The organism is Sphingomonas profundi (assembly GCF_009739515.1).
Classification (GTDB): domain Bacteria; phylum Pseudomonadota; class Alphaproteobacteria; order Sphingomonadales; family Sphingomonadaceae; genus Alterirhizorhabdus; species Alterirhizorhabdus profundi.
The window spans coordinates 493,332-513,803 of the sequence record NZ_CP046535.1; the positions used below are offsets into that span (position 1 = coordinate 493,332).

Sequence of the window (20,472 nt, forward strand, 5' to 3'; positions counted from 1 at the left end):
ATGGCTACCGCAGCGAACCCGCGCGTCGGCATCGGCACCCCGCTCAGCCGCGTGGACGGCGTGGCGAAGGTGACGGGCCAGGCGAAATATGCCGCCGAGCAGAAGCCCGCCGACATGCTCTACGGCTTCATCGTCTCGGGCGGCATCGCCCGGGGCAGGATAACCGAGATCGACGAGGCGGCGGCCCGCGCGGTGCCGGGCGTCGTGGAGGTGATGACCCATCGCAACCGGCCGAGCGAAGCGTGGTTCGATCGATCGCACCGCGATCAGGTGGCGCCGCCGGGCTCGCCCTTCCGCCCGCTCTACGACGACGTGATCCACTTCAGCGGCCAGCCGGTGGCGGTGGTGCTGGCCGAGACGTTCGAGGCGGCACGGCACGCCGCCGCGCTGATCGAGGTGCGCTATGCGGAAGAGCCGCACAATACCGACTTCGACAGGTCGCTGGCCGAGAAGTTCATGCCCGCCAAGAAGCGCAGCACCTACCACCCGCCCAAGAACCGGGGCGATGCCGAAAAGGCGTTCGCCGCGGCGCCGCTGAAGGTGGAGGCCGAATATCGCCTGGCGACCGAGCATCACAATCCGATGGAGATGCACGCGACCACGGTGGAGTGGGAGGGCGACGGCAAGATCACCGTCCACGATAAGACGCAGGGTTCGCAGAACGTGCAGGCGTATCTCAGCGCCGTGTTCGGCCTCTCGGCCAAGGATGTGCGGGTGCTGAACCCCTATGTGGGCGGCGGCTTCGGATCGGGGCTGCGGCCGCAATATAACGTCCACCTGGCGGTGCAGGCCGCGCTGATGCTGAAGCGGTCGGTGCGGGTGGGGCTCACCCGGCAGCAGATGTTCACCCACGTCCACCGACCGGAGGCGGTGCAGCATGTGAAGCTGGGCGCCGAGGCGGACGGCCGGCTGAGCGCGATCGTCAATACCGCGACGACGGCCACCTCGCGGTACGAGAACTATATGGAGGATGTCGTCATCTGGGGCCTGATCAACTATGATTGCCCCAATGCCGCCGGCGACTACATGATCGCGCCGGCCGATACCGCCACACCGGGCGACATGCGCGCGCCCGGCGCCGCCACGGGCATGACCCTGTTCGAGATCGCGATCGACGAGATGGCCGTGAAGGCGGGGGTGGATCCGCTCGCCTTCCGGCTGCTCAACTATTCCGCCAAGGACGCGATGAACGATACGGAGTTCACCAGCAAGGCGCTGCGCGAGGCCTATGCCGCCGGCGCCGAGGCGTTCGGTTGGCAGAAGCGCCGGCCCGAGCCGCGATCGATGCGGGACGGCCGCGAGCTCGTCGGCTGGGGCGTCGCCACCGGCATGTGGGACGCGATGTTCTCCAAGACGTCGGCGCGGGCCACGCTCTCGGCGAACGGCCATCTGGAGGTGGCGAGCGCCGGCTCGGACATCGGCACCGGCACCTATACGGTGATGACGCAGGTGGCCGCCGACACGCTGGGCCTGCCGCCGGAGCAGATCACCGCCCGCCTGGGCGATTCCGATCTCCCCGCCTCGCCGGTGGAGGGCGGATCGTGGATGGCGGCGTCGGTGGGCGCGGCTGTGCAACTGGCCTGCCGCTCGGTGGGCGAGGCGCTGCTGAAGGCGGCGGCGAAGCTTGAGGGCCGGCCGCTGGGCAAGGCGGGGATCGAGGACGTGTCGTTCGAGGGCGGGCGCATCGTGCTGAAGGCCGATCCGGGCGTCAGCGTCGGCTTCGGTGAGGCGATGCGCGCGGCGAACCTCGATCGCATCGAGGTGGAGGAAACGGCGAGCGCGGGGATCAGCGGCATGATCAGCCAGATGCGCAAGTCACGCAATACGCACAGCGCCGTGTTCGCCGAAGTGAAGGTGGACGAGGAACTGGGCGTCGTGCGCGTCACCCGCATCGTCAACGCGGTGGCGGCCGGGCGCATCATCAACCCCAAGACGGCGCGCAGCCAGATCCTGGGGGGCGTGGTGATGGGGATCGGCATGGCGCTGCATGAGGAAACGTTCATGGACGCGAAGCTCGGCCGCTTCATGAACCACAATTTCGCCGAATATCACGTGCCGGTGAATGCCGACGTGGACGCGATCGAGGTGATCTTCGTGGACGAGCCCGACCCGGAGGTGACGCCGCTGGGCGTGAAGGGGTTGGGCGAGATCGGCATCGTCGGCACCGCCGCCGCCATCGCCAACGCCATCTGGCACGCCACCGGCAAGCGCGTGCGATCGCTGCCGATCACGATCGACGCGCTGCTGGACTAACGCGGATCGACAGCAAGCATTTTGCATGTTCGCTCATCCTGAGGAGGGCTGAGCGAAGGCGTAGACCCCTTGGACTCAGACCGCCACGTCGCCTTGGATCGGGGGATGGGGATCGTAGCCGGAGACGGCGAAATCCTCGATCGCATAGCCGTCGATGCTGTCCGCCCGGCGGGTGAGGCGCATCGACGGAAAGCCGCGTGGCGCGCGCGCGATTTGGGCGCGGGCCTGATCGACGTGGTTGGTATAGAGGTGGACGTCGCCGCCGACCCACACCAGCTCGCCGGGCCGCAGCCCCGCCTGATCGGCCAGCATCAGCAGCAACGCCGATGCGCCGACGAAGTTGAACGCGGCGCCGAGGAACAGATCGCAGGACCGCTGGTAGAGCAGGCAATCCAGCCGCCCGTCCTGCGTCACATGATATTGGTAGACCATGTGGCACGGCGGCAGCGCCATCGCGCCGAGATCCGCCACGTTCCAGCCGTGGAAGAGCAGCCGGCGGCTGGCCGGCGTCTCGCGCAGACCGGTGACGAGGGCGGCGATCTGGTCGTGCTCGCGGCCGTCCGGCCCCAGCCAGCGGCGCCACTGCTTGCCGTAGACGGGGCCGAGATCGCCCCAGCGCGCGGCGAAGGCGTCATCCTCCAATATCCGCCGCTCGAATGCGGGCTGGTCGATCGGATCGCCGGTCTCGGCGCGGTAGCGGGCGAGCGGCCAGTCGCTCCAGATGCGGACATTCTGCCGCAGCAGCGGGCGGATGCTGGTGTCGCCGGTGAGGAACCAGAGCATCTCCTTCACCGCCGTCTTCCAGTAGACGCGCTTGGTGGTCAGGATCGGGGCGCGACCGTCGGAGAGATCGAAGCGCAGCAGCGCGCCGAACAGCGCCAGCGTGCCGACGCCGGTCCGGTCCACCCGCCGGTCGCCGCGGGACAGAACCGCGTCCACCAGCGACAGATATTGATGCTCGGGATCGATCATGCGGCGCGTCTCGCAGAGAATAAGCGTGTCGCCAACCGCGATCAGCGCATGCACGCGCCGGATCGCGCGAACGCGGAGGACGGCTCGGACAGGCGCTTGGTCCAAAGTGGACACTTTCTCCCGTGTAACCCTCCCGTAACTGCGGAAACGGAGTAGCTTCGGCTTCCTCCCGACCAAATCGGTGCGGCACTGTCCAATTCCCTGGGGTGAGGATGGGCATGCCGGCAGCGGCGATCTTGGATGAGGCGGTGAGGGTCGATGGGGTGGCCGCGGCGACGGCCCTCTTCGCGCCTGCATTCCGGGAAAAGGCCCATGAGACGCTCTGCGTCGCGCATCTCGATGGCGAGCGGCGGCTGATCGGCCTGCGGCTGCACGATTCGCATCTGTGCAACGCGATCACGTTCCCGATGCGCGCGCTGGTGCGGGATGCGCTGCTGCTGGACTCGGCGGGGCTGGTGATCGGCCACAATCATCCGAGCGGCGATCCGGCTCCGAGCCGGCAGGATCTGATCTCCACCCGCACGCTGGCGGGGCTGATGCGGCGGCTGAACGTCCGGCTGCTCGATCACCTGATCTTCGCGGGCGACGATTGGCGCAGCATGTGCGCCATGGGCCTGCTCTGAGGCTCAGCCGGCGGTGCCGGCCATCGTGCAGGGAACGATCGTCTCCGGCGCCGGTCGCGGGCCGGCCGCCTCGTACAATGCGAGATAGGCGTCGGCCGCGCGCAGCGTCATCCGCGTCACCCTTGTATAGCCCACCGCGCGCATCTCGCAGTCGAGCAGGGCGGGCGGCGTGCCGTGCTGCGAGGTCGGCCGGTCGGCATCGACCAGAACGATGCGGCCGCCGTTGCGCAGCGACGGGCGCAGCCGCCAGAGGAACTCGTAGGGCGCGGCGATCTCATGGTACATGTGCACCATGAAGACGCGGTCGAAGCTGTTGGCCGGCAGCTTCGGATCGGCCGGCGATCCCAGGCGGACGCTGACATTGTCGAGCCGCTCGCGCGTGGCCCGCTCGGCCAGCGTGTCGCGCACGGCCGGCACGATGTCCTCGGCCAGCACCCGCCCGCTCTTGCCGACGCGCTGGGCCAGGCGGACCGTGTAATAGCCTTCGCCGGCGCCGATATCGGCCACCGTCATGCCGCGGGCGATGCCGGCCTTGTCCATCACCGTGCCCGCCTCCCGGATGCGATCGCGATCCTCCTCGGTGGAGAAGCGGCTGGAGACGATCGGCGCCACCGGGCGGTGTGCCTCGGGAAACAGGCGGGAGGAGACGTCGGCGTCCGTCCTCGGCTTGGCCGAGCCGCAGCTCGCCAGCGACGCGAACAGCAGGATCGCCGTGCTTCCCGCGCCGCGCACCATCAGTCGACATCCTCCACGGCGACCTTCTCGCCCGTCACCCGCTGCGAGAGAGCGGCCGCCATGAACGGATCGAGCGCGCCGTCCAGCACCTCGGCCGGGGCCGTGGAGGTGACGCCGGTGCGCAGATCCTTCACCAGCTGATAGGGCTGGAGCACGTAGCTGCGGATCTGGTGGCCCCAGCCGATGTCCGTCTTGGCGGCATTCTCGGCATTGGCGGCCTGCTCGCGGATGGCGAGCTCGCGCTCGTAGAGGCGGGCGCGCAGCTGGTTGAACGCCTCCGCCTTGTTCTTGTGCTGCGATCGCTGGTTCTGGCACTGCACGACGATGCCGGTGGGCATGTGGGTGATGCGCACCGCCGAATCGGTGGTGTTGATGTGCTGGCCGCCGGCGCCCGACGCGCGATAGGTGTCGATCCGCAGGTCGCTCTCGTTATAGTCGACCTCGATATTGTCGTCGACGACCGGGTAGACCCATACGGAGGCGAAGCTCGTGTGGCGGCGGGCGGCCGAATCATAGGGGCTGATGCGGACGAGGCGGTGCACCCCGCTCTCCGTCTTGGCGTAGCCGTAGGCGTTCTCGCCCTTCAGCAGCAGGGTGGCGGACTTGATGCCGGCCTGCTCGCCGGAATGGTGGTCGATCAGTTCCACCTTCAGCCCGCGCCGCTCGCCCCAGCGCGTATACATGCGCTGCAGCATGCCGGCCCAGTCCTGGCTCTCGGTGCCGCCGGCGCCGGCATTCACCTCGATATAGGTGTCGTTGGCATCGGCCTCGCCGGCGAGCAGCGCCTTCACCTTGTCGGTATCGGCGCGGCCGGCCAGCGCGGCGAGGGCGGCGACGCCATCGTCGACGAGCGCGCCGTCGCCCTCGGCCTCGGCCATGTCCATCAGCTCGACCGTGTCGCTGAGCTCGGTCTCGATCGCGCGGGTGGCGCCGATCGCCTCGTCCAGCCGCCGGCGCTCGCGCATCACGTCCTGCGCGGCCTTCGGATCGTTCCAGAGGGTCGGATCCTCGACCTTGTTGTTCAGCTCGTCGAGCCGGCGCAGCGCGCGATCCCAGTCGAGGAAACGGCGGAGGAGCGCGAGCGCATCGTTGATCTTGTCGACATGGGCTTGCGCTTCGGCGCGCATCTGTCCTGCTCCTGATTGTTCGTGCGGCCGCGGGTCCGCGGGCCTTAGAAGTTGTACCTGGGATATGGGGCCGGCCGCGGCCCTAGTAAATCCCGCCCTCCCTCTGCAGGAAGTCGCTGTCGCGGTTGGACTCGGCGCGCTTGACGGCGGGACTGTCGTTGCGCTTCACCAGCTCCTCGCGGCGGATCGTGCGGCGCGGCTCGCTCTCGGGCTTGAACGCCTCCCAGATCACCGCCGCCTTGGGCTCGGCGGAGGGCCAGGCGCCGAACACGCGGCGGCCGGATCGGCGATCGATCCGCACCATGCGGATGCCGGCGGGCGCGCGGAACGGCACGACGGCCATGTCCTTCATCGCCACCTGGGCGAACTGCTTGAAGATCGGCGCGGCGATGGTGCCGCCCTGGGCATAGCCGCCGAGCGGGCGCGGCTGATCGTAGCCGAGATACACGCCCGCGACGAGATCCGCCGATCCGCCGACGAACCACACGTTGGTGGGGCCGGTGGTGGTGCCCGTCTTGCCGAACAGCGGCCGGCCGAGATCGCGCAGGGTGACGGCGGTGCCGCGCTGAATCACGCCTTCCATGATGTGCACCGTCTGGTACGCGCTCATCGCGTCGATCGCCTGCTTGCTGCGGGCACGCGGGCGGGGCATTGGCTGGCCGGCATAGTCCTTCGCGTTGCAGCCCTCGCAGGGGCGCGTATCGGCCTTCCAGATCACCTTGCCGCGGCGATCCTGCACATAGTCGATCAATGTCGGTTTCAGCAGCCGGCCCTGATTGGCCAGCATCGAATAGCCGTTGGTCATGCGCAGCACGGTCGTCTCGCCGGCGCCGAGCGAGATGGCGAGGACGGCGGGATAGTCGCCGATGCCCATGTCGTGCGCGGTCTTCACGATCTTCTTCATGCCGGTCATGCTGGCGGTGCGCACCGTCATCAGGTTGCGCGACTGCTCGACGCCCCAGCGCATCGTTTGCGGGCCGGCATTGCCGCCGGAGAAGTTGCGGAAGCATTTGCGGCCGAGCCGGGCCGACTGGTAGACGCAGAACGGCCCGTCGACGATGATCGAGGCCGGGGTCATGCCGTTCTCCAGCGCCGTCGCGTAGACGAACGGCTTGAAGCTGGAGCCCGGCTGGCGCAGCGCCTGCGTCGCCCGGTTGAACGAGGCGCCCTTGGCGTCGAAGCCGCCCTGCATCGCCAGGATCTGGCCGGTGTGCGGATTCTCCACCACCATGCCGCCGGACACGGCCGGGATGTTGCGCAGGCTCCACGCCCCGCCCTCGCGTTTCACCGCGATCACGTCGCCCGGCTTCATGAAGTCGAACGCCTGCCCGCCCACGCCGCGCTTCGGCATCGTCGCGGCATAAGCGGGCAGGGTGCCGGTGCTGCCGTCGGCGAAGCCGAGCTCGGCCTCGCGCCCCTGCTTGGACAGGATGACGGCGGCGCGCCACTCCTCATAGCCGACGCCGATCTGGGCCAAGATGGCGGCCCAGTTGCCGGCGGGATCTATCTGGCGGATCGGTCCACTCCACCCCTTGCCGCGATCGTAGCGCACCAGGCCGTCGCGCAGCGCCGTCTCCGCCGCCTTCTGGATCGCCGGATCGAAGGAGGAGCGGATCCACAGCCCGCCCGAATAGACGCTGTACGGCCCGTCCTTGGCCGCCTCGCCATAGCGGTCGATCAGCTGGCGGCGCACCTCCTCCATGAAGTAGCCGCCGGCATCCTGCCGCTCGGGCGCCTGCCGGCCGACGATGCCGAGCGGCGCACCCTGCGCCGCGCGCGCCTGCGCCGGCGTGATGAAGCGGTTGCCGGCCATCTGGCCGAGCACCCAGTTCCGCCGTTCGATCGCGCGATCGGCGTGCCGTTCCGGGCTGTAGTTGGCCGGCGCTTTCGGCAGGATCGCGAGATACGCCATTTCGGGCAGGGTCAGCTCGCCCACGTCCTTGGCGAAGTAGGCGCGCGCGGCCGACTGCACGCCATAGGCGTTCCGCCCGAGGAAGATCTGGTTGAGGTAGAGCTCCAGAATCTGCTGCTTGGAAAGCGCGCTCTCGATCCGGTGGGCGAGAATCGCCTCGCGGATCTTGCGGGCGACCGAATATTCGTCGCCTACCAGCAGGTTCTTGGCGACCTGCTGGGTGATCGTGGAGCCGCCCTTGGCACGCCGGCCGGAGCCGATCTTGGACACGTAATCCACCACCGCGCCGGCGAGGCCCGGATAGTCGATGCCGCTATGCTCGAAGAAGGTCTTGTCCTCGGCCGACAGATAGGCGCGGACGAGCAGCGGGGGATATTCGTCGAACGCCAGCTCCACCCGCCGCTCGCGCGCGAAGGTGTGGACGGGCGTGCCGTCGATCCCGCGCACGTTGGTGGGCAGCGGCGGCTCGTAGGTGAGCAGCGTGTCGGCGGACGGCAGCCCGCGCGCGAAGACGAACCACATCGCGCCGCCGGCCACCAGCCCCACCAGCAGCAGCGCGACGAGCGCCCGGACGATCCGGCTGCGGAACAATCGCTGGAAGGCGCCGCGTGCCCCGTCCGCCTCGCGCCGCAGACGGATGTGCATCTTCTCGGCGGCCGGTTCATCCATGACCCGGCGGGCTCTAGCATTTTGTGGCGGCTTTGCCAGCCGTTGATCCCCCCGTGGCGGCGCGGACCCTAATTCCTCGCCATGCGGCGGGCGAAGTGGGTCTCCACCGCGCGACGCACGCCGATGGCGATGTCGCGCTGATAGTCGCGCGAGAACAGCTTCTTCTCGTCCTCCGTGTTCGACATGTAGCCGGTTTCCAGCAGCACCGAGGGCACGTCGGGCGCCTTCAGCACGACGAGCCCGGCGAAGCGGTGGAACTCCGTGCGGAACGGCACGGTGGGCGACATCTCGCGCTGCAGCAGGGCGGCAAAGGCGGCCGAGACGTTCATCGTCTCGCGCTGGGCGAGATCGAGCAGGATCGAGGAGACCTCGCTCGTCTCGCCGCCGAGATTGACGCCGTTCAGTATGTCCGCCCTATTCTCCCGCGCGGCCAGCTGGGCGGCGACGCGATCGGAGGCGACCTCGGACAGGGTGTAGATCGTCGCGCCGCGCGCGGCGGGGTTCGGTGCGCTGTCCGCGTGGATCGAGATGAACAGGTCGGCCTTCAGCCGCCGGGCGATCTCGCGCCGCTCGCCCAGGATCAGGAAGCGGTCGTCGTCGCGGGTCAGCGCCACGCGCACGCGGCCGGAGGATTTCAGCTCGTCGCGTATGGCGCGGGCGATCTGCAGCGTCGCCTCCTTCTCGCGATGCCGGCCGTCGACGCCGGGCGCGCCGGGATCGTGCCCGCCATGGCCGGCATCGATCACCACCAACGGCCGGTTCCGCCCGCGCGCGCCGCTGACGACGGGCGGCGGCGCCGCCTCCGCCGGCAGTGGCGGCTCGATCGGCACGCGCACGCTCGCCCGCTCGCCGCCGCTGGGCGGGCGGGCGCGGAAGGCGGCGGTCCGCAGCCGGGCCGCGTCGTCGAAGTGTAGCTGCACCTCGCCGTTCACGACCTGCAGGCCGGTGATCGCCGCGGGGGCGGGCTGGCTTGCGAGCAGGCCGGCGGCGACGAGCAGGGTGGCGAGCATGCGCCCAGCTTGCCGCCCATGGCCGCCGCCGGTCCAGCGGAAATCCATCCTGATGCCCCCGATGCCTGTTCCTGCGTTCGCGCCGGCGGTACGCCCGACGGCTCAAATCAAGGTTAATCTTCAGGGTTAACCAAAGCTTGCGGCGCGCGGAGCTTTAGGTTGCCCCTCGCCTGTGCAGATGCTAGCAGCGAAAGTCCGGGCGGATCATGTCTCTGACAGGAATGGCAGCCGCACGGACAAGGCGCCGGCGATACTCCGCCGGCCTTCTAGGTTGACGCTGCATGAGCCATTTGTTCCCCGATCCCGCCAGCCGCCCTCCGGGTCGCGGCGTGTGGGCGCGGGGCTGTTTTCCCGGCGCGGACCGCGCTGGGGATGGCGATGCCGCAGAGGCACGATTTCCCATCCCAACCGGGACGATGACGCCCGCCGCGACGGCGATCAGGCGCGTCTCCCCCTTCTATCGCGCGTCCCGCCGCTTGCCAGCGGACGGCGCACGCGCCCGGAGATATGTGAATGACCACCCGCATGCTGATCGATGCGCGCCACCGGGAAGAAACCCGCGTGGCGGTCGTAAAAGGTAACCGGATCGAGGAGTTCGACTTCGAATCCGCCGAGCGCAAGCAGCTCAAGGGCAATATCTATCTGGCCAAGGTGACGCGCGTCGAGCCGTCGCTGCAGGCCGCCTTCGTGGATTATGGCGGCAACCGCCACGGCTTCCTCGCCTTCTCCGAAATCCACCCCGATTACTACCAGATCCCCAAGGAGGATCGCGACGCGCTGCTGCGCGAGGAAGCGGAGCACGCCGCCGAGGAAGAGGCGTTGCGCGGCGACGATGACGACGACCACGATCACGACCACGACCACGACCATGAGGATGATCGCGGCGACGAGTATGAGGACGAGGGCGACGGCGCCCCGGCCGACGCCGAGCGCGGCGACGGCGAGGAGGGCGAGGCCGCGCGCCCGCGCCGCTCCAGCGTTGGCGGCGGCGACGACACGGCGGTGGAGGCGCTGCGCAACAAGCGCATGAACCTGCGCCGCCGCTACAAGATCCAGGACGTGATCCGCAGGCGGCAGGTGCTGCTGGTGCAGGTGGTGAAGGAGGAGCGCGGCAACAAGGGCGCGGCGCTCACCACGTATCTGTCGCTGGCCGGCCGCTACTGCGTGCTGATGCCGAACACCAGCCACGGCGGCGGCATCAGCCGCAAGATCTCGAACGCGTCCGATCGCAAGCGGCTGAAGTCGATCATGGCGGAGCTGAACCTGCCGAAGACGATGGGCTGCATCGTCCGCACCGCCGGGCTCCAGCGCAGCAAGAGCGAGATCAAGCGCGACTTCGACTATCTCGCCCGACTGTGGGACACGATCCGCGAGACGACGCTCCAGGCCTCCGCCCCGGCCGAGATCTACGGCGACAGCGACCTCATCAAGCGCGCCATCCGCGACATCTACAACCGCGACATCGACGAGATCCTCGTTGAAGGGGCGGACGGCTTCTACGCGGCGCGCAGCTTCATGAAGCTGCTGATGCCGGGCCACAGCCGCAAGATCACGCCCTATTCGGACGTGGTGCCGCTGTTCCAGCGGTTCGGCGTGGAGGAGCAGCTGTCGGCGATGTACCAGCCGCTGGTGCAGCTGAAATCGGGCGGCTACCTGGTCATCAACCCGACCGAGGCGCTCGTCTCGATCGACATCAACTCCGGCCGGTCCACGCGCGAGCATAATATCGAGCAGACGGCGCTGATGACCAACCTTGAGGCGGCGCACGAGATCGCCCGCCAGCTGCGCCTGCGCGACATGGCCGGGCTGGTCGTGATCGACTTCATCGACATGGAGAATAATTCGAACAACCGGAAGGTGGAGAAGGCGATGAAGGAGGCGCTGCGGAACGACCGCGCGCGCATCCAGGTCGGCCGCATCTCCTCGTTCGGTCTGTTCGAGATGAGCCGCCAGCGCATCCGCACCGGCGTGCTGGAGGCATCGACGCGGCCGTGCCCGCACTGCGACGCGACCGGCCTGGTGCGCACCGCATCCTCGGCCGGCGTATCGGCCTTGCGCATGCTGGAGGACGAGGCGGCGCGCGGTCGCGGCAGCCGGCTGTGCCTGCGCGCGTCCACCGAGGCGGCCTTCTACGTGCTCAACCGCAAGCGCGCCGAACTGGCCGAGATCGAGGACCGCTACGGCGTGCTGATCGAGATCCTGCCCGACGGATCGATCGAGGGTGCGCGCATGTCGGTGGAGAGCGGCGGTCCGCCGCCGGCCTATCCGCCGAAGCTGCCGGCGCCGATCGTCGTCGATCAGGACGATGACGAGGAGCCGATCGAGGACGAGGAGGAGGAGACCTTCGAGTCCGAGAACGAGGAGGAGCCGGAACGCGCCGAGCGCGGCGATCGGCCCGAGCGCGGCGATCGCGAGGAAGGCGACGGCGGCGGGCGCCGCCGCCGCCGTCGCCGCCGTCGTGGCGGGCGCCGCGAGGAGGGCGAGGAGCTGGCCGCCGGCGATGTCGTACCCGGCGAGGGCGAGGAGAGCGAGGCCGAGGCCGCCGAGGACGCCGCCGCGATCGAGGAAGGCCTGATCGAGCCGGTCGAGGCCGAGGCGAGCGACGATCCGGCATCCGAGGAGGATGGCGAGGCCAAGCGCCGCCGGGGCCGTCGCGGCCGTCGCGGTGGCCGCCGCCGCGCGGGCGAGGAGGTCGCCGCCGAGGCGACCGGCGAGGAGGAGCCCGTCGAGGGCAGCGTCGCCAGCGATGCGGCCGTCGAGGCGGTCGAGGAGCAGGCGGCGGCCGTCGACGCGGTCGAGCCGGCCGACGAGGGTGCCGACGCGCCGCTCGCCGCCAGCGAGGCGTCGCCCGAGGCGGTCGCCGCGGTGGAGGAGCAGGCCGCGCCGCGTGCCCGCCGCCGCCCCCGCGCCCGCAAGGACGCGGCGAGCGAGCCCGTGTCGGCCGAGGCGGACGCCGCGCCGGCCGGAACCGGCGAGGCGGACGGCGCCGCCGGTGCGGAGGCGCGGGTGCAGGCATCGCCCGTGATGCCGACCGTGTCGGAGCCGGCGGTCGCGCCGAAGGCTCGCCGCCCGCGCCGCAAGAAGGCCGACGATGCCGTCGGCGCGGACGCGGCCGAACCGGCGGCTGCGGAGGAGGTGCCGGCGGAACCCCAGCCGAAGCCGCGCCGCACCCGCCGCAAGGCGGAGCCCGCGCCCGAGGCGACGCCCGCCGCCGAGCCGATCGCGGCGGTGCTCGACGAGACGCTCGCGGTGAACCCGGCGACGGACGACGATGCCGCCACCGACGCGCCCGGCGACGATGCGGCGACCGATGCCGGCGGGTCGCCCCGCCGCGGCTGGTGGCAGCGCACCTTCGGCGCGTAACGTCCGCGCCGGCGATGAGCAGCGAGGCCCGCCGCCGCCCCGTGCCGCCCCCGATCGGGCGCGGCGCGGGGTGGCGCGGGCCTCCCTCCGTTCAGGACGATTTCAGCAGCGGCGATTTCAGCTCCGGCGTTTTCAGCGGCGGTGATTTCAGCAGCGGTTCAGGCGCGATCCGCCTATCAGGCCGATGATGGCGCGCCGGCTCCCTTCCCTCACCACGTTCTGGCGCGCGGCCGTCGCGCTGCTGCTGGCCGTTATGCTCTCGGCACGGCCGGCCATGGCCCAGTCGGTGCTGCGCGATGCCGAGACCGAGGCGCTGCTCGCCGATCTGGCGCGGCCCATCATCGCCGCCGCCGGGCCGGAGGTGGCGGGCACCAAGGTGGTGCTGCTGCAGGACAAGGAGATCAACGCCTTCGTCGCCGGCGGACAGGTGATCTACGTCCATTCGGGCCTGATCACCGCCGCCGACAACGCCAACCAGGTGCAGGGCGTGATCGCGCACGAGCTTGGCCACATCACCGGCGGCCACATCGTCCGCTTCGGCGAGGGCATGAAGGTGGCGAGCGGGATCAGCATCCTCTCGCTGCTGCTGGGCGCCGCCGCCATCGCGGCGGGCGGGGCGGAGGCGGGAATGGGCATCCTCTCGGCCGGGCAGCAGGCGGCGATGGGCAAGTTCCTGGCGTTCAGCCGCACGCAGGAATCGAGCGCGGACGCGGCCGGCGCCAGCTTCCTCGCCAAGGCCGGCATATCCGGCAAGGGATCGATCGCCTTCTTCCAGAAGCTGCGGCAGCAGGAATATCGCCTGTCGTCCAGCTACGCGAACACCGATCCCTATGCGCAGACCCACCCGATGTCGGCCGATCGCGTCGAGGTGCTGGAGGCGGAGTATAAGAAGTCGCCGGCGTGGAACGCGCGGACCGATCCGGCGCTGGAGGCGCGCTTCCAGCGGATCAAGGCAAAGCTGGCCGGCTATGTCGACGACCCGACGACCACGCTGCGCCACTATCCCGTGACCGACACCAGCGTGCCGGCCCATTATGCGCGGGCCTATGCGTGGCACAAGAGCGCCTATCCCGATCAGGCGCTGAAGGAGGCGGACGCGCTGCTGGCGGTGGCGCCGCACGACCCCTATTTCCTGGAGCTGAAGGGGCAGGTGCTGCTCGAATCGGGTCGCCCCAAGGATGCGCTGGTGCCGCTGCGCGAGGCGGTGAGCCGCACCAACTCGGCCCCGCTGATCGCCTCCACCTTCGGCCACGCGCTGATCGCCACCGAGGATCCGGCCAATTTCGTGGAGGCGCAGAAGGTGCTGCGCACGTCCGTCCAGCGCGACGAGGACAATCCGTTCGCCTGGTATCAGCTGGGCATCGTCTACGCGCACGAGGGCGACATCGCCCGGGCCTCGCTGGCGACGGCCATGCGCTACAGCCTGCAGGGCAATCCGAAGCTCGCGCTTGGCCAGGCCGAGACGGCGCTGCGCGGCATACCGGAGGGCACGCCCGATTATCTGCGGGCGGAGGACATCGCCCTGTCGTCGCGCGCCGAGATTGCGGGTAGCAGGAAGCGATGAACGGCACGGGCAGGATGTGGATGGCGGGACTGATCGGGATCGTCGGCGGGGCGGCGGCGATGGCGGTGGCGACGGGCGCGGTCTCGCCCGCCGCCGGCGATCGCGCGGCGATGGAGCAGGTGGTGCGCGACTATATCCTCGCTCATCCCGAGATCATCCCGGAGGCGATGGCGAAGCTGCAGCAGCGCGAGACCGGCAAGCTCGTCAGTTCGAGCCGCAAGGAGATCGAGACGCCATTCGCCGGCGCCTGGGCCGGCGCGCCGAACGGCGACGTCACCCTCGTCGAGTTCTTCGATTATGCGTGCGGCTACTGCCGCAAGTCGGTGCCGGACATCGACCGGCTGCTGGCCGAGGACAAGCGGCTGCGCATCGTGTTCCGGGAGCTGCCGATCCTGGGTCCGGGCAGCGAGGAGGCGGCCAAGGCCAGCCTCGTCGCCGCCAAGCAGGGCCGCTTCCTCGATTTCCACCGCCGCATGTATGCGGCCGGGCGGCCGGCCACGGCGACGGTGGCCAAGGCGCGCGACGCGAGCGGGGTGAAGGCGGGCGGCGAGGGTGCCGCCGACATCGCCGCCGAGATCGGCAAGAATGTGGAGCTCGCCCGATCGCTCAATCTCTCCGGCACGCCGAGCTTCGTCGTGGGCGATCAGGTGCTGAACGGCGCGGTGGGCTATGACGCGCTGAAGAAGGCGATCGCCGAGGTGCGCGCCGGCACCGGCGGATAGGCGCCGGCAGCGCGGACGCGCGGGGCTCTAGGCCGAGAGCTCAGGCCGGCGCGCGCGGGCCGGGCGGCACCCGCACCAGAAAGGCGTCCGGGCTCGGGTGGAGCAGGCGGCGGGCGATCGGCGACGGCACCAGCGACTGCATCCCGAGCGCCTCCACCAGCGCGCCGAGCCGCGTGGGCGGCGCGGGGTAGCGCGCGACCGGAAAGGTGGGATCGACCGGCGGCTGCTCCGTGACCAGCAGGTCGCCGGGCGTGGCGGGGGCGGGGCGCACGTTGGCGATGCCGCCGAAGCGCAGCGGCAGATAGGCGCGGGCGACGACGTCCGGATCGGCCCGCACGATCGCGTGCCGGTTCGCCGCTCCTGCCGCGACCGTCGCCTCCAGCGCCCAGCGCGGGTGGGCGTTGCCGACGCTGAGCATCAGCAGGTTCGTCGCGACCGTCAGCGCCAGCAGCGCCGCGCGCGGCAGGCGGGGCAGCCGTGCCAGCCATACCGCCAGTACGAAGGCGGCGACGATGGCGGGCAGGGTGAAGTAGCGCGGATTGAGCACCAGCTTGTGGTAGAGCACCGCCACGATCAGGAAGTTCGCCAGCGCCATCGCGCCGAGTACGGCCAGCCGGCGGCGGCCCTCCGCCGGCAGCCCGCGCAGGGCGCCGCAGCCCAGGGCGGCGGCGGCCAGCCAGAACAGCAGGGCGAAATCGTCGTTCACCAGCAGCACCAGCAGCGGATCGATCGCAGGGTGGAGCAGGACATTGCCCTCCAGATTGGCGGCGCGATCGATATGGTCGTCATGATTGAAGGCGAGGGCGTAGCGGTGCAGCGGATCGCCCGTCATCGCCTGCTGGAACAGCATTTCCAGCCCCAGCACCAGAGCGATGCCGATGCCGGCCGCCAGCAGCAGGCGGCGATCGATCGGCCGGCCGAGCAGGAACAGCGGGCCGAAGGCGACGAGCGCCAGCAGCGCCGTCTCCCGGCACAGGATGGCGAGGCCGAAGCAGAGGCCGCCGGCCAGAGCGCGCGTGAGGGCATCGCGGCCGCCGCCTTCGGCGCACAGCAGCCACGCGCCGGCGAGCAGGAAGCACGCCTCCGCCAGATCGCAGGAGACGGTGGAGGCATGGCTGACGATCACCGGCATCGTGGCGATCAGGATGGCCGCGATCCAGCCCGCGCGCGCCCCGCCGATCCGCGCCGCCAGCGCGCCCGCCAGCGCCACCAGCGCCACATGCCACGCCACCGCCGTGGCGGCGAACGCCGCGAACCCCTCGCCCAGCAGGCGCAGGGCGGCGGCGAAGGAGAGGATCAGTGGGAAGCGGGTGGACCAGTGATCGAGCCCGGGCGACGGCCCGTCCGTCAGCCAGCGCATCGCGCCGGCGAAGTAGAGCGAATCGTCCGAGGCGATGAAGCCGACCCAGCCGATCGCCAGCGCCACCGCGCCCAGCAGCGCCAGCAGCACGGGCCAGAGCGTGCGTTCGGCGGCGGGCATGGGTTCGGCTCGGCGCGCCGGCTGCGTGGTCATCGACTGCGTCGTCGTCGGCTGGTTCGTCATCGGTCCGCCCTGTCGTGCGGTCGCCCGCTTAGGGCGGCGCCGGTATAGATCGGCTTAACCCTGCCGCCGCTTGCGGGCGAGCGGATGCGGCCGCATGGTGACGCGATGCGGACGGTCTCCGATACGGTCTCGGTGCGGCTCTACCATCTCGATGAAGGGGATGGCGGCGCGCAGACCCTGTTCTACGGCCCGCTCGGCGAGGCGGTGACGCTGGCCCGATGCCAGCCGGCCGAGATGCAGGAGGGCCTCTATTTGGCGACCGACAATGATGTGATCGCCTTCCTCGATCTGGAAGGCTGAGGTGGGCGCCGGCCCGCTCGCCTTTGCGCTGTGGCTCGTCTTCCTCGCAAGCTGGTGGGGTGCCGCTTTGTGGACGGGTGCCGCACGCTCCCGCGCCACGCTGCGGCTGAGCCTGGGCTACATACTGGCCTTCGCCGCCGCCTTCACGCTGCTGTTCGCCCGACCGCCGCTGAGCGGGCCGCCGCTGTGGCGTGATCCGGCGCTGCTGGCGTGGCCGCTGCTGGCGGCGGAGATCGCCGCCTTCGCCTTCGCCTGGTGGGCGCGGGTGCATCTCGGCCGGCTCTGGTCCGGCATGATGACGTTGCGCGAGGGGCATCGCGTGGTGGCGAGCGGCCCCTACGCGCTGGTGCGCCACCCGATCTACACCGGCTTCATCGCGGCCGCCTGGGCGCTGGCGCTGCTGCGGGCGACGCCGGCGGCGCTGGCGGGGGCGGCCGTGCTGACGATCGTGCTGCTGGCCAAGGCCGGCCGCGAGGAGGATCTGCTGCGGCGCGAGCTCGGCGCGGCCGACTACGACGCCTATTCCGCGCGCGTGCCGATGATCGTGCCGTTCGCGCCGCGCTGACGCGGCCCGGGCGCGCCGCGCCTCAGGCGGGCGGGTTCGTCGCCGCCGGGGCGCCCTTGAACCCTTGCGCGATCACATACCATTCCGACGAATCCTTGCGGCTGGCCGGCGGCTTGGCATGCTTCACCGTGGCGAACAGGCGCTTCAGCTCGGCCACCAGGTCATTGTCGGCGCCCCCGGCCAGCACCTTGGCGACGTAGGCGCCTCCGGGCCGCAGCATCTCGGCGGCAAAGGCGCAGCCGGCCTCGACCAGCGCCATCGTGCGCAGGTGATCGGTCTGCGGATGGCCGACGGTGTTCGCCGCCATGTCCGACAGGATCAGGTCCGCCAGGCCGCCGAGTTCCGTCGCGAGCCGTTCGGGTGCGGCCTCGTCCATGAAGTCCATCTGCAGGATGACGACGCCGTCGATCGGATCGACCGGCAGCAGATCGATGCCGACCACCGCCGCCTTGGGCGCCTGCCGGCGCACCACCTGCGCCCAGCCGCCGGGTGCGATGCCGAGATCGATCACGCGGGTGACGCCGCGCAGCAGGCCGAACCGCTCGTCCAGCTCGATCAGCTTGTACGCCGCGCGGGAGCGATAGCCCTCCGCCTTGGCGCGGCGCACATAGGGGTCGTTCAGCTGACGCTCCAGCCAGCGGGTGGAGGAGGCGGTGCGGCCGCGCCCGGTCTTGACGCGCTGGCGCCCGCCCGATCCGCCCCTACTCATCGTTCGGCCTCATGGCCGGCGCCCGCCGCCATGGTCCCGCGCCATCAGCGAGCGGAGGATGCCCTCGCGGATGCCGCGATCGGCGACGCCGAGGCGGTCGGCCGGCCACAGATCGAGGATAGCTTCCAGGATGGCGCAGCCGGCGACGACCAGGTCGGCGCGCTCCTGGCCGATGCAGGCGAGCGTCGCGCGCTCCGCCAGCGACATGGCGGACAGGCGCGTGCTGATGCCGCGCATCGCCGCCGCCGGCACGACGAGGCCGTCGATCGCGCGGCGATCGTAGCTCGGCAGCTCCAGGTGCAGGCTGGCGAGGGTGGTGACGGTGCCGCTGGTGCCCAGCAGCCGCCGCGGCTCCGCCCCGCGCGCCCGCAGCGCGCTCGCGAAGCCGGCGAAGGCATCGGCCACGCGGCCGCGCATCCGCGCATAGGCCGCCAGCCGTGCGTCCTCGTCCGCCACCTCGTGCGTCTCGCTCTCGGTGAGCGAGACGACGCCCCAGGGGGCGCTGAACCAGTCGATGATGCGCGGCTCGCCGGCGCCGGGATCGATCAGCACCAGCTCGGTGGAGCCGCCGCCGATGTCGAAGATCAGCGCCGGCCCGTCGCCCGGCTCCAGCAGAGCGTGGCAGCCGATGACGGCGAGCCGCGCCTCCTGCTCGGCCGAGATGATCTCCAGCTGGATTCCGGTCTCGCGATGCACCCGTTCGACGAAGGCGCGGCCGTTGGCGGCGCGGCGGCACGCCTCCGTCGCGACCGAGCGGACGAGGCTGACGTGGCGGCGGCGCAGCTTGTCGGCGCAGACCGAGAGGGCGGAGACGGCGCGATCCATCGCCGCCTCGCCCAGCCGGCCGGTCGCGCCCAGCCCCTCGCCCAGCCGGACGATGCGGGAGAAGGCGTCGACAACGACAAAGCCGTCGTCGACGGGCCGGGCGACGAGCAGGCGGCAATTGTTGGTGCCGAGATCGAGCGCCGCATAGGTGCGGCGCGCGGGCGGGCGGGGGTGGGGGGCCGATGCCGATCCGCCCGGCAGCGGGCCGGCGGGCGGCGCGGCCGCTTCGGGCTGGTGCGCCATCGTCTGTCACTTCTCATATCGTCGGCAAAGATTGCCGGCACTTGGGTGCCAGCCTAGACGGCGCCCGGCCGGGCGGCAAGGGCGGCGGCGAAAGCGCGTTGACACGCCTCTGCCCGCCGCCTATCGCGCGGTCCGCTGCTGCCCCGTCGTCTAAAGGTAAGACTACGGACTCTGACTCCGTCAATTGAGGTTCGAATCCTCACGGGGCATCCAGCATGTCGGAAGGCTCGGGCAAGGACGCGCGGATGCTGGCCGACCGGATCCTCTTCATCGATGCCGAGGCGATCGTTCTCGACAAGCCCGCCGGCCTGCCGGTGACGGCGGTGCGCGACGGCACGCTGAGCCTGGAGAATCATCTCGACAGCCTGCGCATGGGCTTTCAGCGGCAGCCGAGCGCGGTGCACCGGCTGGATCGGGACACGTCCGGCTGCCTGCTGCTGGCGCGCAACCCCAAGGCCCATCGCCGCTTCGCCGCCGCGTTCGAGGCGGCGTCGGTCGGCAAGACCTACTGGGCGGTCGTCTCGCCGGTGCCGCAGGCGGCCAGCGGGCTGATCGACATGCCGCTCGCCAAGGTCTCCACGCGCGAAGCCGGCTGGCGGATCGTGCCGGATGCGAACGGCAAGCCGGCGCGCACCCGCTGGGAACGGCTGGCCGTGCGGGGCACGCGGGCGCTGGTGGCGTTCATGCCGGAGACGGGGCGGACGCATCAGATCCGCGTGCATGCCGCCGCCGGCCTGGGGGCCGCGATCCTGGGCGATCCGGTCTATGGCGCGCCGGAGTTCGGGGGCGGGCCGGCGATGCTGCTGCACGCGCGCCGGCTGATCGTGCCGCGCGGGGCCAGGGCGGCGATCGACGCCACGGCGCCGCTGCCGCCGTCCTTCGGCGCCGCCGGCTTCGGCGCCGGCATCGGGGATGCGGGCGATGCCGCCGCCTGAGAGCCACCCGGTGCCGGAGGAGGCGCTCTCCGAACGGTTCCTCGCCGCGACCGGACCGGGTGGCCAGAACGTCAACAAGGTGGCGACGGCCGTGCAGATCCGGCTGGACGTCTACGCGCTGCGGCTGGCGCCGGCGGTGTTCGCGCGGCTGAAGGCGCTGGCCGGCAGCCGCTTTACCGACGAGGGAGTGATCGTGCTCACTGCACGGACCCACCGGACGCGCGAAGCCAACCGGGCCGATGCGCGCGAGCGGCTGGGCGAACTGCTCGCCCGGGCGCATGTCGCGCCGGTGCGGCGGGTGAAGACGAAGCCCAGCAAGGCGGCCAAGGCGCGGCGGCTGGAGGGCAAGGGCCTGCGCGGCGCGGTGAAGCGGGCGCGCGGCCGGGTGGACATGGATTGACG

The 20,472-nt window shown here is 70.8% G+C and carries 17 protein-coding genes and 1 tRNA gene; 10 read left to right on the forward strand and 8 right to left on the reverse strand.

Features of this window, described 5'->3' with window-relative positions:
* Positions 1–2,253, forward strand: coding sequence for a xanthine dehydrogenase family protein molybdopterin-binding subunit (locus GNT64_RS02310; protein ID WP_156678051.1), 2,253 nt, complete (start codon positions 1–3; stop codon positions 2,251–2,253).
* A 75-nt stretch (positions 2,254–2,328) separates the two neighbouring features.
* On the opposite strand, the gene thyA is transcribed toward GNT64_RS02310, so the two are convergent.
* Positions 2,329–3,225 (reverse strand): thymidylate synthase, encoded by an 897-nt coding sequence (gene thyA, locus GNT64_RS02315; RefSeq protein ID WP_156681375.1) that lies wholly within the window; start codon positions 3,223–3,225, stop codon positions 2,329–2,331.
* A gap of 248 nt (positions 3,226–3,473) precedes the next feature.
* Here thyA and GNT64_RS02320 point away from each other — a divergent pair, with 248 nt between their 5' ends.
* A complete protein-coding gene (locus GNT64_RS02320; RefSeq protein ID WP_197277248.1) occupies positions 3,474–3,848 on the forward strand; it encodes a JAB domain-containing protein in 375 nt (124 codons plus the stop codon).
* 3 nt (positions 3,849–3,851) lie between these two features.
* On the opposite strand, the gene GNT64_RS02325 is transcribed toward GNT64_RS02320, so the two are convergent.
* The 4 genes from GNT64_RS02325 to GNT64_RS02340 all read right to left on the reverse strand — a co-directional run bounded on the left by GNT64_RS02325 (position 3,852) and on the right by GNT64_RS02340 (position 9,349).
* The gene (locus GNT64_RS02325; protein WP_156678053.1) at positions 3,852–4,583 is read right to left on the reverse strand and encodes a class I SAM-dependent methyltransferase; all 732 of its coding nucleotides are present in this window, start codon (positions 4,581–4,583) and stop codon (positions 3,852–3,854) included.
* The gene (prfB, locus tag GNT64_RS02330; RefSeq protein WP_156678054.1) at positions 4,583–5,710 is read right to left on the reverse strand and encodes a peptide chain release factor 2; all 1,128 of its coding nucleotides are present in this window, start codon (positions 5,708–5,710) and stop codon (positions 4,583–4,585) included. The genes GNT64_RS02325 and prfB overlap by 1 nt, the downstream gene beginning before the upstream one ends.
* Before the next feature lie 82 nt (positions 5,711–5,792).
* Positions 5,793–8,291, reverse strand: a complete 2,499-nt coding sequence (locus tag GNT64_RS02335; protein WP_156678055.1) for a penicillin-binding protein 1A — start codon at positions 8,289–8,291, stop codon at positions 5,793–5,795.
* 68 nt (positions 8,292–8,359) lie between these two features.
* Positions 8,360–9,349 carry an N-acetylmuramoyl-L-alanine amidase family protein gene (locus GNT64_RS02340; RefSeq protein ID WP_197277249.1) on the reverse strand — a complete coding sequence of 330 codons (990 nt, stop codon included), beginning with the start codon at positions 9,347–9,349 and terminating at the stop codon, positions 8,360–8,362.
* Between the two features lie 465 nt (positions 9,350–9,814).
* Between GNT64_RS02340 and GNT64_RS02345 the strand changes: the two genes are divergently transcribed.
* The 3 genes from GNT64_RS02345 to GNT64_RS02355 all read left to right on the forward strand — a co-directional run bounded on the left by GNT64_RS02345 (position 9,815) and on the right by GNT64_RS02355 (position 14,950).
* Complete coding sequence (locus tag GNT64_RS02345) at positions 9,815–12,664, forward strand: Rne/Rng family ribonuclease (RefSeq protein WP_197277250.1); 2,850 nt, start codon at positions 9,815–9,817, stop codon at positions 12,662–12,664.
* A gap of 187 nt (positions 12,665–12,851) precedes the next feature.
* A complete protein-coding gene (locus GNT64_RS02350) occupies positions 12,852–14,228 on the forward strand; it encodes a M48 family metalloprotease (RefSeq protein WP_197277251.1) in 1,377 nt (458 codons plus the stop codon).
* Positions 14,229–14,248: 20 nt separating this feature from the next.
* A complete protein-coding gene (locus GNT64_RS02355; protein WP_197277252.1) occupies positions 14,249–14,950 on the forward strand; it encodes a DsbA family protein in 702 nt (233 codons plus the stop codon).
* Between the two features lie 40 nt (positions 14,951–14,990).
* Here the strand turns inward: GNT64_RS02355 and GNT64_RS02360 are convergent, their stop codons facing one another.
* Positions 14,991–16,493: an ArnT family glycosyltransferase gene (locus GNT64_RS02360; RefSeq protein WP_156678057.1), complete on the reverse strand. Its 1,503-nt coding sequence runs from the start codon at positions 16,491–16,493 to the stop codon at positions 14,991–14,993.
* Positions 16,494–16,598: 105 nt separating this feature from the next.
* Here GNT64_RS02360 and GNT64_RS02365 point away from each other — a divergent pair, with 105 nt between their 5' ends.
* Together GNT64_RS02365 and GNT64_RS02370 are read left to right on the forward strand one after the other, a co-directional pair.
* The gene (locus tag GNT64_RS02365) at positions 16,599–16,793 is read left to right on the forward strand and encodes a hypothetical protein (RefSeq protein ID WP_156681379.1); all 195 of its coding nucleotides are present in this window, start codon (positions 16,599–16,601) and stop codon (positions 16,791–16,793) included.
* A 1-nt stretch (position 16,794) separates the two neighbouring features.
* Positions 16,795–17,358 carry a methyltransferase family protein gene (locus tag GNT64_RS02370; RefSeq protein WP_197277253.1) on the forward strand — a complete coding sequence of 188 codons (564 nt, stop codon included), beginning with the start codon at positions 16,795–16,797 and terminating at the stop codon, positions 17,356–17,358.
* A gap of 22 nt (positions 17,359–17,380) precedes the next feature.
* Here GNT64_RS02370 and GNT64_RS02375 read toward each other — a convergent pair whose 3' ends face one another.
* Entirely contained in the window at positions 17,381–18,067 is a 687-nt protein-coding gene (locus tag GNT64_RS02375; RefSeq protein WP_156678059.1) for an RlmE family RNA methyltransferase, read from the reverse strand.
* A 9-nt stretch (positions 18,068–18,076) separates the two neighbouring features.
* Positions 18,077–19,135 carry a Ppx/GppA phosphatase family protein gene (locus GNT64_RS02380; RefSeq protein ID WP_156678060.1) on the reverse strand — a complete coding sequence of 353 codons (1,059 nt, stop codon included), beginning with the start codon at positions 19,133–19,135 and terminating at the stop codon, positions 18,077–18,079.
* A gap of 139 nt (positions 19,136–19,274) precedes the next feature.
* Here GNT64_RS02380 and GNT64_RS02385 point away from each other — a divergent pair.
* The 3 genes from GNT64_RS02385 (at position 19,275) to arfB (ending at position 20,470) form a co-directional block, all read left to right on the forward strand.
* Positions 19,275–19,348, forward strand: a tRNA-Gln gene (locus tag GNT64_RS02385).
* 32 nt (positions 19,349–19,380) lie between these two features.
* Complete coding sequence (locus GNT64_RS02390; RefSeq protein ID WP_156681380.1) at positions 19,381–20,070, forward strand: RluA family pseudouridine synthase; 690 nt, start codon at positions 19,381–19,383, stop codon at positions 20,068–20,070.
* Positions 20,057–20,470, forward strand: a complete 414-nt coding sequence (arfB, locus tag GNT64_RS02395; protein ID WP_156678061.1) for an alternative ribosome rescue aminoacyl-tRNA hydrolase ArfB — start codon at positions 20,057–20,059, stop codon at positions 20,468–20,470. The genes GNT64_RS02390 and arfB overlap by 14 nt, the downstream gene beginning before the upstream one ends.
* Positions 20,471–20,472: the final 2 nt, after the last annotated feature.